This is a genomic window from Sphingobacterium sp. UBA5639 (assembly GCF_002421245.1).
GTDB lineage: Bacteria > Bacteroidota > Bacteroidia > Sphingobacteriales > Sphingobacteriaceae > Sphingobacterium > Sphingobacterium multivorum.
The window spans coordinates 1-12,692 of sequence record NZ_DIJR01000032.1; the positions used below are offsets into that span (position 1 = coordinate 1).

At 39.4% G+C, this 12,692-nt stretch carries 10 protein-coding genes and 3 tRNA genes; 6 read left to right on the forward strand and 7 right to left on the reverse strand.

Annotation, left to right across the window (positions count from 1 at the left end; translation table 11 throughout):
* Positions 1 to 100: 100 nt before the first annotated feature.
* Positions 101 to 173 (reverse strand) — tRNA-Lys (locus B4Z90_RS20700).
* A gap of 269 nt (positions 174 to 442) precedes the next feature.
* Positions 443 to 1,396, reverse strand: coding sequence for an acetyl-CoA carboxylase carboxyltransferase subunit alpha (locus tag B4Z90_RS20705; RefSeq protein WP_046671762.1), 954 nt, complete (start codon positions 1,394 to 1,396; stop codon positions 443 to 445).
* A 160-nt stretch (positions 1,397 to 1,556) separates the two neighbouring features.
* On the opposite strand from B4Z90_RS20705, the gene B4Z90_RS20710 reads away from it, so the two are divergent.
* The 3 genes from B4Z90_RS20710 (at position 1,557) to chrA (ending at position 5,890) form a co-directional block, all read left to right on the forward strand.
* A complete protein-coding gene (locus B4Z90_RS20710) occupies positions 1,557 to 3,743 on the forward strand; it encodes a glucoamylase family protein (protein ID WP_286803224.1) in 2,187 nt (728 codons plus the stop codon).
* A gap of 96 nt (positions 3,744 to 3,839) precedes the next feature.
* A complete protein-coding gene (locus tag B4Z90_RS20715; protein ID WP_046671760.1) occupies positions 3,840 to 4,361 on the forward strand; it encodes an OmpA family protein in 522 nt (173 codons plus the stop codon).
* A gap of 200 nt (positions 4,362 to 4,561) precedes the next feature.
* Complete coding sequence (gene chrA, locus B4Z90_RS20720) at positions 4,562 to 5,890, forward strand: chromate efflux transporter (protein WP_286770969.1); 1,329 nt, start codon at positions 4,562 to 4,564, stop codon at positions 5,888 to 5,890.
* Between the two features lie 137 nt (positions 5,891 to 6,027).
* Here chrA and B4Z90_RS20725 read toward each other — a convergent pair.
* The 3 genes from B4Z90_RS20725 to B4Z90_RS20735 all read right to left on the reverse strand — a co-directional run bounded on the left by B4Z90_RS20725 (position 6,028) and on the right by B4Z90_RS20735 (position 6,791).
* Positions 6,028 to 6,112: transfer RNA gene (locus B4Z90_RS20725), tRNA-Leu, on the reverse strand.
* A 5-nt stretch (positions 6,113 to 6,117) separates the two neighbouring features.
* Positions 6,118 to 6,190, reverse strand: a tRNA-Gly gene (locus B4Z90_RS20730).
* 112 nt (positions 6,191 to 6,302) lie between these two features.
* Complete coding sequence (locus tag B4Z90_RS20735) at positions 6,303 to 6,791, reverse strand: regulatory protein RecX (RefSeq protein ID WP_286753194.1); 489 nt, start codon at positions 6,789 to 6,791, stop codon at positions 6,303 to 6,305.
* Between the two features lie 76 nt (positions 6,792 to 6,867).
* On the opposite strand from B4Z90_RS20735, the gene B4Z90_RS20740 reads away from it, so the two are divergent.
* Together B4Z90_RS20740 and B4Z90_RS20745 are read left to right on the forward strand one after the other, a co-directional pair.
* Positions 6,868 to 9,309: a bifunctional UDP-N-acetylmuramoyl-tripeptide:D-alanyl-D-alanine ligase/alanine racemase gene (locus B4Z90_RS20740; RefSeq protein WP_201638682.1), complete on the forward strand. Its 2,442-nt coding sequence runs from the start codon at positions 6,868 to 6,870 to the stop codon at positions 9,307 to 9,309.
* 44 nt (positions 9,310 to 9,353) lie between these two features.
* On the forward strand, positions 9,354 to 9,953 hold the full coding sequence (locus tag B4Z90_RS20745) for a DUF502 domain-containing protein (RefSeq protein WP_046671757.1): 600 nt from the start codon (positions 9,354 to 9,356) through the stop codon (positions 9,951 to 9,953).
* Between the two features lie 162 nt (positions 9,954 to 10,115).
* Here the strand turns inward: B4Z90_RS20745 and B4Z90_RS20750 are convergent, their stop codons facing one another.
* Complete coding sequence (locus tag B4Z90_RS20750) at positions 10,116 to 11,015, reverse strand: pirin family protein (protein WP_286803226.1); 900 nt, start codon at positions 11,013 to 11,015, stop codon at positions 10,116 to 10,118.
* A 45-nt stretch (positions 11,016 to 11,060) separates the two neighbouring features.
* Here B4Z90_RS20750 and B4Z90_RS20755 point away from each other — a divergent pair, with 45 nt between their 5' ends.
* Positions 11,061 to 11,660: a hypothetical protein gene (locus B4Z90_RS20755; RefSeq protein ID WP_201638684.1), complete on the forward strand. Its 600-nt coding sequence runs from the start codon at positions 11,061 to 11,063 to the stop codon at positions 11,658 to 11,660.
* Here B4Z90_RS20755 and B4Z90_RS20760 read toward each other — a convergent pair.
* Entirely contained in the window at positions 11,657 to 12,439 is a 783-nt protein-coding gene (locus B4Z90_RS20760; RefSeq protein ID WP_046671754.1) for a Cof-type HAD-IIB family hydrolase, read from the reverse strand. The genes B4Z90_RS20755 and B4Z90_RS20760 overlap by 4 nt on opposite strands.
* Between the last annotated feature and the right edge of the window lie 253 nt (positions 12,440 to 12,692).

Consider the following 12,692-nt stretch of genomic DNA (forward strand, 5'->3'; position numbering starts at 1 on the left):
CCCAAGAAGTCTGCTTGGTCCCAAACCCTACCGACACTTCCTTCAAATCCTGATATTCCTAAACAAAAAAAGCTAATCTTACGATTAGCTTTTCTTTCTGTGATCCCGCTGGGATTCGAACCCAGGACCCATACATTAAAAGTGTATTGCTCTACCAGCTGAGCTACGGAATCCTTTCTGTTTTTGAAAGTGATGCAAAGGTAGAAAAATAAGTTATTTGTGCAAAATGTTTTTATCTTTTTTGTTGATAAAAATTGTAACTATTTAAAAATTACTGAATTATTTTTTGTTTAAAAGGCCTTTTAAAACACTTGGGGATAGGAAGGATTAGTATAGCGGAGGTTTTTTGGAGGAAGGAAGCGTATTTTTAAGCTAGAATGGTCATAAAAAAAGTCAGCTAATTGCTGACTTTTTTTATGCTGTAGGGGTTGTATGGATAACATTATTCAGTTACCACACCCATTTTGCTAAACTTATCAATTCTTTCAGTAACTAATGTATCGCTATCTTTAGCCGTCAGTTCGGCAAGATCTTTCAACAACTGGCTTTTTAGATTAGCCGCTGCTGCCGCAGGATCCTGGTGAGCACCACCTAGCGGTTCAGGGATAATACCATCAATCAATCCGTTGCCCAACATGTCTTCTGAAGTCAATTTTAATGCCTCAGCGGCTTTTTCTTTGTGATCCCAGCTTCTCCATAGGATGGAAGAACAAGATTCAGGTGATATGACCGAATACCAGGTATGTTCCATCATGTAAACTCTATTTCCAACACCAATACCCAAAGCTCCACCTGAAGCTCCTTCACCAATAACAACGCAGATGATCGGAACTTTCAAGACAGCCATTTCCATGAGGTTGCGCGCAATCGCTTCACCCTGTCCGCGTTCCTCAGCTTCAAGTCCTGGATAAGCACCCATCGTATCAATTAGAGTGATCACAGGTTTATTGAACTTTTCCGCCATTTTCATTAAACGTAATGCCTTTCGGTAGCCTTCAGGATTGGCCATTCCAAAATTGTGATATTGACGCTCTTTGGTGTTTTTACCTTTTTGATGACCGATGATCATAACGGCATTACCATCAATAGAAGCCATACCACCGACGATCGCTTTATCATCCTTAACGGTTCTATCACCATGCAACTCGATAAATTCGTCGCAGATAGCTTCTATATAATCATAAGTCTGAGGGCGATCCGGATGGCGCGACATTTGAACGTTCTGCCAGCCTGTTAAATTGCCGTATATTTCTTTTTCAGTAGAAGCAAGCTTTTCTTCAAGCTCACGAACGGTTGCGCTCATGTCAACTTGAGTTTTTTCGGCAACTTGAGTTACCTTTTCAATTTGCAATTGCAAGTCTGCAATTGGCTTTTCAAAATCAAACGTGGTTTTCATATATCTATTTTATGAAAATATTCAGAGGGCTAATTTAGCGCATTTTTTCTGAAATTAAAATTAGGGAGGATAATATCATTGGAATTCCTTTGTTACATTTGCGTTATAATCGTACTGGTGGCTTAGTTTTTGATTGTAGGCCTGTGAAAAATGTTGACTTATGCTGAAAAAATATTTTTACTTTCTTTTATTACTGATCTTACCTACACTTGTTCGGTCAGAAAGTTATCCTGAGGTTTTATTTGACAATAGTGTAATCAACGGGAGTTATGCGAAGAGTATCGCTCATTATACCGGTGAATCATGGATCCAAAATGTGAGCTATAGCCTTCCGGTTTCCGATAGTTTGTTTTTTACGCCAGGCAATTCGCTTTCTTTGCGGTACGTTTCTTCTCCTAATGGTAAGTGGGAGGCAAGTATTTTAAACGACAAACAGAAATTTCCCTATTTAATTGCCAAGGATGATCATCTAACTTTTAAGCTTTTTATTCAAAGCAATACTGAAAAGGGACAATTGCCAAAAGTTACCTTACAACAAAACGACACGAAGACAAATGCTGTGGATATCGCAAATTATATCGATGATTTTGCTTATGATACCTGGCTTAATGTGTCCATTCCAGTCAATAAATTTGGAGGAATTTCACTAGGGAAGTCTGTTTCGGCTTTAATTCTGGAACAAAACGGAACTGCCCTGCAGACAAATCAATTATTTATCGATCAAATTGAGTTTTTGCCCAAAAACTATCCAAAGGTAAGACTTTCATCAGCAGCTATCTTATCGAAGATCAGTTCCGTAGATAAACAAGTTGAGCTGGTTTGGCAATTGCCGCTGACACCAAGTATCCGCTATGTGAAAATCTACCGTTCGGAAGATAAACTCAATTTTCAGCCGATAGCAATTTTACCCATCTATGTACAGAAGTCGCTGGATAGGGTTAATGAATATAATAAATCTTATTATTACAAAATCGCTTGGGTAGATTATAATTATGTTGAATCTCCATTTTCTGAGGTTAGGGAGGTACAAACAAAAAAGGGGACGGATAAAGAGATGTTGAATTTTATCCGAAATGCTCATGTGAATTATTTTATAGACAACTATGATGTGAATAGTGGTATGTTTCTACCTGACCGAGGTAATAGACAAGCTATTGTATCAACAAATGAAACCGGCTATGCGATCTTGGGTTTGCTTGTGGCAGGAGAGAACAATTTGATCTCGCGACAAGCTCTTTTGGTCAGGTTAACACGGATTGTGAAATTTTTGAGCAGTGCACAACAACATCAAGGGGTCTTTACAGCGCTTTACGATGGCCGCTCAGGGGTACCTTATTATCGCGATTCAGTTCCAACGTACGATTTGCGCGGTACCTCCCATATTATGGAATCGCTTTTGATCGCCCGACAATATTTTTCTAAAGAGGATCCTGAGGAACAGGCCTTGAGGAATACTATTACGGAGCTCTGGGAGCGCATAAACTGGAACTATTTTACGGATGCACAGCATCCTGATGTACTTTGGAATAAGTGGTCTCCAGTAGACAGTACAGCTAGATCGAGGCCTTTGGGGGGATTTAACGAGAGTCTGGGGACCTACTTGCTGGCGATGTCTTCACCTACCCATCCTTTAGCGATTTCAGCTTATATCAATGGATTTGCAACCAAACATAAAGGTCACGAATTGTATTTTGGGGATGACACCAATGATTTGGCTCCTGAACTCAAAATGAAATTAGATGATTCTTTAGCGCGTTCAATAAGTGCAAACCCTTTAATTGGCGACGACGGAAATACCGGAGTTTCGATCTACTCCGACGACAAAGTTATTTTTGCCAAGAATATTGCCGGCGGCAGTTTAAATGAATCATTGATGTCTGTTTATCGTCCCTTTTTGATTATGGATCCAAAAGGAAAAGTGGATGATTTTGTCGATTACAAGAAATATTTGTCGAATTATATTCTGGCCTATAAACGGAGAGATAATGAGATGAGCATAGGGACACGATTTACAGATATTTGGGGAGTGGAAAATGTGGAGGATACCTATCAGGGGTATTTGGTGAATCCTGCGATATCTATTGCAGCTTACCCCTTTGAAAAGGAGATCGGTCTAAAAGCATTACGTAAGTTTTACGAAGAATACGCCGATGTGTTGTTTACCCAATATGGTTTCAGAAGCTGGATTGATATTAAAAACAACGATGTTTCTGAAAGCTATCGTGCGAGGAATCAGGCAACGATTGCCGTAATGATTGAGAATGCAAATTCAGGCATGATTTGGAAATTGTATGAGAATATTCCTGAGGTAAAAAAGACTTTAGAAAAAGTATATACCAAGAAATAGATTTGTTACGTTAGATATGGCGAAGAAGGGATGTCATATTGGACTTTTTTCGCTATATTTACTTGCTTAAATCGATATTAAATACGTTAGAACGACATGCTTAGAAAAATTAATTTGGGGATTTTAACCTTATGTGCAAGTTTATCGTTATTTTCCTGTAAACAACAAGCTATTGTAGTCAATCCAGGTGCTGTTGTAACAAAAGATGGAACTGATGATGGTTTGAAAAATGTGAAGAAGGATTTTAATGATGCGAAAAGAACTGATGAGGGGATTAAGTTTAGTATATCGTCTGATTTATTGTTTCCAACAAACTCTTCTTACCTATCTGAGAAGGCAAAAACTGAAGTTAGTAAATTGGCGTTGATCTTGAAAGAAAGTAATAATAAGATCAAAGTTGATGGGTATACGGATGCTACGGGTACTGTTGAGTATAATCAGTGGCTTTCCGATAAAAGAGCGGCTTCTGTTAAGAAGTTCTTAGTAGATTCAGGTGTTGCTGAATCACGCATCACAGCAAAAGGTTTCGGTCAGTCAAATCCAGTTGGTGATAATAAAACTCCGGAAGGACGTCAAAAAAATAGAAGAGTGGAAGTTACTATTTTAGATAAAAAATAGTTTATCAGACCAATTCTTAATATAAAAAAAGCGTGATATTTAAGATATCCCGCTTTTTTTATGTGGTTATATCGCGGTTTTAAACCGCGGTGTCTTTTCTCCCGAAACAAGGTATTTTAAATAGGAGACATCGAATGAGGACTGTTTTGTGGGATTGTCTTCGATAAAATCTGAGCTTAGGGGAAGTAGCGTTGAAAAAGATGAATGTAGAAGAAGAAGATCATAGACAGAAGCCAATTTTTCGGGAAGCCATGTGGTTTTGGTTTGTGTTAGGTTGGATAAGTTTTGGTGGAACAACTGGTCATGTGACCATCATGCACGATTTTTTGGTCGAAAAGAAAAGATGGGTAAGCAACAGGAAGTTTTTTCAGGCACTCAATGCCTGTATGTTGTTGCCAGGACCTGAGGCGCACCAATTGACCATCTATTTAGGATGGAAGCTGCATGGCTTAAAAGGAGGTGTGTTGGCCGGACTATTTTTTATTGTTCCTTCACTTCTCATTATATTTGGACTCAGTGCACTATATGCACACTATGGTAACTCCGCATTGCTTATTGCTTTATTTTCGGGTTTAAAACCTGCCGTTCTAGCGATCATTATATTTGCAACCTTTCGAGTGGGGCAGAAATCTCTTGTCAGCATATGGCATTATTTGGTCGCATTGGCTGCCTTTCTGCTATCGTATTTTGCTGGGGTTCCAATGCCCTGGATTATTGTGGGCGTGATCGCTTTCGGTGTACTATGCTATGCAATCTTGTCAAAAACTTCCAAAATAAATGCCCATCATGAAAAAGAAGATAAGCAGCTCGAATCAGTTTATTATATCAATACGCTCGAAAAACTACCCCCTATATCTTACCGTCGTATTTCTCTTCAGGTTCTGCTGTTTTTCTTACTATGGTTGATTCCGCTGTCCATTTTACTGTTTTTTACTATCGATACGGAATTTTGGAAGACACTTTCCTTTTTGTTTACAAAGTCTGCTTATTTGACGATTGGAGGTTCTTATACAGTCATTCCCTATGTTGCGGCCCTAGTGACAGAGAAATTGTTTTGGCTTTCCAAGAGCCAGATGATAGATGGATTTGCGCTTGCAGAGACAACCCCGGGGCCTTTAGTGGTCGTTTTGGCCTATGTTGGTTTCATGGCCGGCTTCAATCATTTCCATCAGTCCCATTCTATGGCAGCACTAGGTTTGATCGCTACAGCATATTTTACCTTTTTGCCAAACTTTGCCCTGATTTTTGTTGGGGCACCACTGATCGAACGGACCCAAAAAAATGCATGTATACAATTTATTCTGTCTTTAGTAACAGCATCGGTCGTTGGTGTAATCGTTAATTTAGCCTGTTATTTAGGGCTAGGAATTCTATTTCCAGGTGGGGTTAGTTCTTGGTATGCCATTGAGCCGATGGCTTTGGTATGGGTGCTATTTTCACTTTTTCTTTTATTCAACTATAAAATAGGCATGTTGAAACTTATACTGTTAAGTTTGGCCTATGGCTTTCTCTTATTTTTATGGCGATAAAATAAAAATGTCCATCGACTGATGAGCTTCGCGAGCAAATTTATAAAAGATTGAAGGGGGGAGTGAATTTGATAGGGTTATTCTAGGTTACAGACGCATATAAACAAGAAAAGCCCATCGTTAGATGAGCTTTCTTGTACCTAGGGCGGGAATCGAACCCGCACTCCCTTAACGGGAACAGGATTTTAAGTCCTGCGTGTCTACCAGTTCCACCACCTAGGCAGGTGAGCGAAAAACGAGATTCGAACTCGCGACCCCAACCTTGGCAAGGTTGTGCTCTACCAGCTGAGCTATTTTCGCATTGGAATTTTATTTCAATTTTCAAAAGAACCTTGCGTTCCTTTTTGGTGATGCAAATATAGAGCGAAAATTCAATATTGCAAAATATTTATTTACTTTCTTTCTGTGTTTTTTATAACTCCTTTGAATTCAGTATAGAAAAAATTAAATCACTCTCAAATCCGCGGGATAGTGCAAACTGATAAACTTTGTTTTTAACTGCATAGCGGTCCTTGCCACTAATTTCACGGAGTTTTTTGTCAATGATGTGATTTAAGATTTGTTCATATTCATCGAGATCGATTTGCTTAAATGCAATTTTTATCAATTGCTCGGATACCCGTTTTGCCTTGAGTGCCTGCTTGATTTTTACTTTGCCCCAGCCTTTCATGCGGAGCTTTCCGTTACAGTAGGCAATAGCAAAGCGTTCTTCATTTAAAAAATTATCGGCGATCAAATTGGCCAAAATATTTTCGACTTCTACTTCGTGTAGTCCCCAGCTGTAGAGCTTATCGCGTACTTCTTGCTGTGCGCGTTCTTGATAGACGCAATAGCTTTCCGCTTTCAACTGTGCCTGATGCTGCGTTAATATCTTCTTATTTCTTTTTTCCTCGTCAAACATATTGTCAAAATTTCAAAAATAATATGAAATAACTAAAAAAATGTTCAGTTTTGACACAATCAAAAATATCAGGAGAATGTACAAAATATCGGAAATCGCCCAGATTTTACATCCCAATCGCACATTTATCACGGATCCCAATTCTTTTGTCCAGCATTTATTTTACGACAGCCGTAAAATTGTCCAAGCGGACAACGGGATTTTTTTTGCACTTCAGAAGAATAGAGATGGCCACCGTTATATTAGAGAAGCTTATGATAAGGGAGTTCGTAATTTTGTGCTTCAAATCGATAGTGCACAGGAAATGGAGTTTTTGGAGGCTAACATTCTTTGGGTAGCGGATAGCTTGGTCGCTATGCAGGAACTGGCAACTTTTCATCGGCAGAAATTCGATTACCCGGTCATTGGAATCACTGGTAGCAATGGTAAAACGATAGTGAAAGAATGGCTTTTTCAGCTGATGTCTCCTGAATATAAGATCTATAGAAGTCCCAAGAGTTATAACTCTCAGCTCGGTGTGGCACTTTCGTTATGGGGACTATCCGATCAGTATAATCTTGCGCTGATCGAAGCAGGAATTTCAGAGAAAGGAGAAATGCAGCGCCTTGAGCAGATGATAAAACCAACCATAGGACTATTGACCAACATTGGTGTGGCACATAAAGCCGGTTTTAAATCGAAGGAGGAAAAGATTTATGAAAAGCTCGAGTTGTTTAAACATGTTGAAACCATGATTTTTCCGAATACTTACCTTGAAAATGTTCAATTGCCTTATCGGCCACGAAAATTTTCCTGGGGGCTTGATGAGGGGCTTTCTTTGGAGGTGTATTCCATCAAACAGGTCAACGACCGATTTACTATGGTAACCTTCTATTATACCGGGCGCACCTTTGCTGTTGAAGTACCGTTTGTGGATAAAGGAAATGTTGAGAATGCCATAAATTGTGTAGCGGTGATGCTACGTTTTGGTTATGAAAATGAAGTGATCGCATCGAGGATTAAAGAGTTGCAGCCTGTGGCGATGCGTCTTGAGTTAAAAAAAGGAAAAAAGAATAGCTCCATTATCGATGACTCGTATAGTAATGATCTGGATGCACTACAAATAGCCCTGGAGTTTTTAAATCAACAGGGCCAGCATCCGTTCAAGATGTTGATATTATCGGATATTCCCGGTGTTACTATCGAAGATGAAAAAAGCTTGTCCAAGCTGAGACGTTTGCTTAGTGAGTATCGTTTGGATAAATTGATATTGATTGGTGAAGTGTTGCCTAAATTGGCTGCACAATTTGATGTGCCTTCCATTTCATATAGCGATACTGCTGCTTTTTTGGCCGATATAAGGTCGCTTTCTTTTGAAAATGCGACGGTATTACTGAAAGGAGGACGGGAGTTTCATTTTGAACGTATCAGTCAGCTTTTGGTCGCAAAATCACATGATACAGTGCTTGAAATCAATTTGAATGCACTGGAAAACAATCTAAATGTATACCGCCAGTTGTTACCGAAGCATGTTAAGCTGATGACGATGGTCAAAGCTTTCTCTTACGGCAGTGGAAGTTTCGAGATAGCAAATCTTTTGCAATTTAATCGGGTGGATTATCTGACGGTCGCTTTTGCGGATGAGGGGGTGGATTTGCGCGGTGCAGGAATCACATTGCCTATTGTGGTAATGAGTCCGGATGAAAGTTCTTTTGAGTCCATCGTTCAGTACAACCTTGAACCGGAGATTTATAGCTTTAGAATATTGTTTTCCTTCTTGAATTTTCTGAAAACGAAACAGATAACTTCCTTTCCGATTCATATTAAGATAGATACTGGCATGCATCGGTTGGGTTTTATGCCTGACGAGGTCAATCGTTTAATAGCTGTGTTGCGTACGGAAGCGGTTTTAGAGGTTAAATCTGCCTTTTCCCATTTAGCGTCTGCAGGAAATGAAAAGGACCGGGAATTTACACAGCGACAAATTGATCTGCTGGATGACTTTACGAAACGTCTAGAAAGTGGTCTAGGATATTCCTTTCTACGTCATATTGCAGCAACCTCGGGTATTGAACTGTGGCCGAATGCGTATTTTGATATGGTACGATTGGGGATCGGTCTCTATGGTATCGATATTGAGCGGCATGATTTACCCATTAGGGAGGCGAGTACCTTGAAAACTAATGTGACGCAAATTAAATACCTCCCGGCAAGTGAGACCGTAGGTTATAATAGGCACGGTGTTCTGTATAGAGATAGTAAGATCGCCACGATTAAAATTGGTTATGCGGACGGTTACGATAGGCGTTTTGGTAATGGTGTCGGTAAAATGTTGGTTAACGGTTTTTTAGTCCCTACTATAGGTGATATCTGTATGGATATGTGTATGCTGGATGTAACGGATGTGGAAGTTGGAGAGGAAGATGAAGTGATCGTGTACCCTGATATAAAGTCAGCAGCGAAGGCTATAGGAACGATCCCTTATGAACTGCTGACCAGTATTTCCCAACGCGTAAAAAGAGTATATTTTTATGAATAATAAAGGATATTCTGCATTTTTGAATAATATTTGATTTTCAATTCATGTTTAGCAAATTAATTAGAGGCTTTATTAATTATTTGATAAGAGGTATCCTGGTGGTGGTTCCTCTAGCTGGTGCTATTTTTTTAATAGTTTGGATTGTTGCATCAGTTGATTCGGCATTGAATCTAACTGAACATTTTTTGGAAGATGATAGAGGGCATCCCTTGTATATTCCGGGAATAGGTATTCTGACCGTTATTTTGGTGTTGGTTTTGGCAGGGCTTATTTTTACAAATTTTGTTACAGATCCAATTAAAGTGTGGATTAATCATCAGATCCAGCGGATTCCACTTTTAAATACATTATATTCTTCGATTAAAGATTTTACGGAGGCCTTTGTTGGTGATGCAAAGAAATTTAATGAACCTGTCTTGGTAACGGTGAATGAGTTTGGTCTGAAGAAGATAGGTTTCTTAACGCAACATGATTTAAAAAGCATTGGGCTTGAAGAAGAGGTTATGGTGTATTTTCCATATTCATATTCTTTTGCGGGACAGGTTGTCATTATCAGTGCAGACAAGGTGAAAAAATTAGATATGTCGCCAACAGATGCCATGAAATTGGTTGTTTCCGGTGGTGTGAGCGGGATAGCCCATTAGTACTTCTTTGCAACAGTTGACTTTAAGATTTATTCAATAAAAAGGCTGGAAATTGTCCACAATTTCCAGCCTTTTTGTTTTCGTCTGTTTTGTCCTTCCAATTGTAATCCCGTACGGCAGATACGTTTGCGATTGCCAAGTTTAAATGAAGAAATAGTGCTGCTAAGCTTTTTTCTGCCCTAAAGTTGGATTTACTGGCGGGATTGGAATATAGCCGTCATCTCCAGGAACCTTTGGAAATTCATGTTTTTCCCATTTTTCGCGCGCTATTTTTAATGTTTCAATGTCCGAAGCGACGAAGTTCCAGTCGATATAGCGTTGTTCAGGAAAAGGTTCGCCACCAAAAATGTAGACCGAGGTTCCAGCCTCCATTTTGAATTCACATAGTTTCGCATCTTTGGCAACTAAAATCTGCTTTGGACCGAATTCCTGACCTTCCGCATGAACAGTCCCATGCAGGATATATAATCCACTTTCGCCATATAGATGATCACCTAGTTTAATAGTTGCATCTTTTTCCGCTTTGATTTCAATAAGGTATAATGGGCTGTATACGGGGACCTCGGAACGGTGATCTTTAATTTCTCCTGCAATTAAGCGATAGGATACGCCATCTTCGGTCCAATGTGGAAGTTGCGGTTCTTCTATGTGAACAAAATTAGGCTCCATTTTTTCGAGTTCTTTTGGTAGGGCCACCCAAATCTGCAGTCCATGGAGGTCGTGCGGCGTCGATCGCAGTTGTTCCGGGGTTCTTTCGGAGTGTGTGACACCCTTACCTGCCGTCATCCAATTGACTGCTCCAGGTTTGATCTCAACGGCATTTCCTAAGCTGTCCCGGTGCATAATGTTACCTTCGAATAGATAAGTCAATGTGGATAACCCGATATGCGGATGTGGTGCAATATCCATAAAGTGCGGTTCGGCAATGTTATCAGGTCCCATGTGGTCGATGAAGATAAAAGGGCCGACCATACGTTTCTGCCTGAAAGGAAGAAGTCGCCCAACTAAGAAATTGCCTATGTCAGCGGCTCTTTCTTCAATAACTATTGCAATATTTGACATAATGTTTCCTTATTTTTGTGTTTCTAATCTACAGCAATTTAAGAAATGTCAAGTATAATCAATCGTTTTTTGGGTAAAAAGAGTGTAAGAAATGAAGCGCTTTTGGCACTGGCAGATAGGTTGTCTTTTAGGAACAGTCAGCTGGACAGTTTTTTGATCGATCACCTAATACAAAGTAACAAAATAGATCCAGCCGACTTTTTTGCTTTCCAAGAGCAGTTGCTTAAGCTTCATGTTGACCGATTGGAGTCGATGCAGGTGGAGCTTAGCTTGTTGAACCAATATTTGCAATTGGCTGAACGTTTTCTTCCAGCAGGTTTTACAGTCAAATGGGAAAATAAGCTTCAGTCTCAGGAGGAGATGATGTTGCCGCCGCTCATTCTTTTTCCTGTGGTACAGCATGCTGTTGAGAATGGTTATAATACGATGTCTTCTCATCCTGTACGGATCCGATTATCGGGCTCATCCAAGTTGATTATGCTTGAAGTTAGCTATCGTGTGAACCATTATCTGGAAAGTCAATTTAGCAGTACACTGATACGTGATTTTAGACAGCGATTGGACTATCTTTTTCCGGAAAAACATAATTTGCTGATGAATAGCAACAGCAATACTTCTCGAATAACTTTAACTATCCAACTTTAGATGATATTGAAGTGTTTTAATGCATTCCAGATACCATTTTCATCAACACTGTCTGTTATATAATCTGCAATTTCCTTTACCTCGGGATTTGCATTACCCATAGCAATTCCAATATGGGTGTGCGCTAGCATGGTAATATCATTTCCGCCATCGCCAAATGACATAGTTTCTTCCAAGGTGAAGTTGAAATGATCTAAAAAAACATCTATTCCAATTTTTTTGCTTTGCCCCATCGGATTGACATCCGCAAAAATGGGCGTCCATCTCGAAGCAACTGAATTTGGCATCACATTTTCCATGAATTCAGCTTCTTCTTCAGGATTGATGAAAACATTGACCTGCATAACGGAGTCCAGATCAAAATCCTTTTCGTAATCCCGAATAGGTGGTGTCGGCACATTGACCTGTTCGTACATTCGTTGTACCTCAGGTGTAACCTGGTTTAAGGAAATTTCCTTTTCGGACATAAATGAAAAAGTCAGGTCCTCACGCTTTTTAGCATAATCCAATAAGGAGCGAATGTCTTTTTGAGGGATGTTATTTTTATAAATGACTTCCTGTTCCTTTGTGACGCAATACCCGCCATTGAAGGTGATATATCCATCAAAATCGAGGTAACGAATATGTCCCAGCTGATTGTAGGATCGTCCTGTTGAAACAAATACCTTGATGTTTTTTTCTTTTAATAATTGAAATGCCTGTTGAGTAGATTCGGGAACCTGATGTGTTTTGAAACTTAGCAAAGTTCCATCGATGTCAAAAAAGATCGCTTTAATCATGGATTTTTGGGTCAAAACCAAATATACTAAATACTTAGGATAGTGTAACTATTACAATATTAAATCTGAGGCGTTTTATCTCCTACAGACCATGAGAATTTTACCACACTGGTGGAAGAAAGGTGAATGTCAAATTTGTAATTAAAAGGAAATAAAACCTGAAATAAAAGGGACTTAATAGGTAGATTATAGGGCTTCATCCGAATGAGGTCCCTATGAGGTCCCTATAAAGTCCCTATTAGATACGTATTAA